Origin of the sequence: Acinetobacter sp. ATCC 27244 (genome assembly GCF_000156555.1) — a bacterium.
GTDB classification, from domain to species: domain Bacteria; phylum Pseudomonadota; class Gammaproteobacteria; order Pseudomonadales; family Moraxellaceae; genus Acinetobacter; species Acinetobacter haemolyticus.
Map to the genome: position 1 here is coordinate 11832 of NZ_GG665957.1, position 928 is coordinate 12759.

The following is a 928-nucleotide window of genomic DNA, read 5'->3' on the forward strand; positions in this document are numbered from 1 at the left end:
ACCCTGAAAAAGATGACCAATTTACCATTACCAGCCAAATTCAAGGAAAAGACGGATGGATTAAGCATCCCTTGGATGAACAACTACGTGCCAAAGCACCCAATCAAAAACTCAGAAGCATTCCAGTGCGGATGATCTTCAATGATCCCGAACTAAACCTACGCGCTGAGTACAGCTTATTTGATAGACAAACAGGGCGATTAATCTGTTCAGGCAATGGAGAAACTTGCCAACGACTTGGACAAAATGGCATTGAACAACATCCATGTCCATCCCCTGATTTATGTCCCTTGGCACAAGGCGGACTGTGTAAGCCTTATGGCAGACTTTACGTCAATTTAGATGAATCGGATGAGTTCGGCACCTTCATCTTTAGAACCACAGGCTTTAATAGTATTCGTACCTTAGCAGCACGATTACGTTATTACAGCTCGGCTTCAGGTGATTTACTTTCATGTCTGCCATTGCAACTGACTTTACGAGGTAAAAGCACCACGCAAAGTTATCGTACTCCGATCTATTACGTGGATTTAACTTTACGTGATGGAATCAATTTACAGGAGGCAATTACGTCAGCCAAACAGATTGATGAAACAAGTAAGGCAGCAGGGTTTTATCAGGAAGCTTTAGATCATGTGGCACGGCAGGGCTATGGCAATGCTAGCTTTGAGGTGGGAGGTGAGGAGGGGCTGGATATTGTTGAGGAGTTTTACACGGAGGAATCGAAATCAGAGCAGAATCAGCAAATGCATGACTTGAGCCATGCTCAGGATATTCAGAAAGGGTTGCAGCAGTCGGTTCAAGCTCTGAATTAAATACTGTTGGGGGCTAAGAAGCCCCCAACAGTAATATTGCTACTATTTTTTATTAAAAAATTTGAACTACTTATTGAATCAATAAACATTACTTAAGTATCGTTTATTTGGAG

At 42.2% G+C, this 928-nt stretch carries 1 protein-coding gene; it reads left to right on the top strand.

Annotated features, from left to right (window positions below):
- Positions 1–815, top strand: an 815-nt coding sequence (locus HMPREF0023_RS09380; protein ID WP_008941968.1) for a hypothetical protein, incomplete at its 5' end; no start/stop codon positions are given.
- Positions 816–928 lie beyond the last annotated feature (113 nt).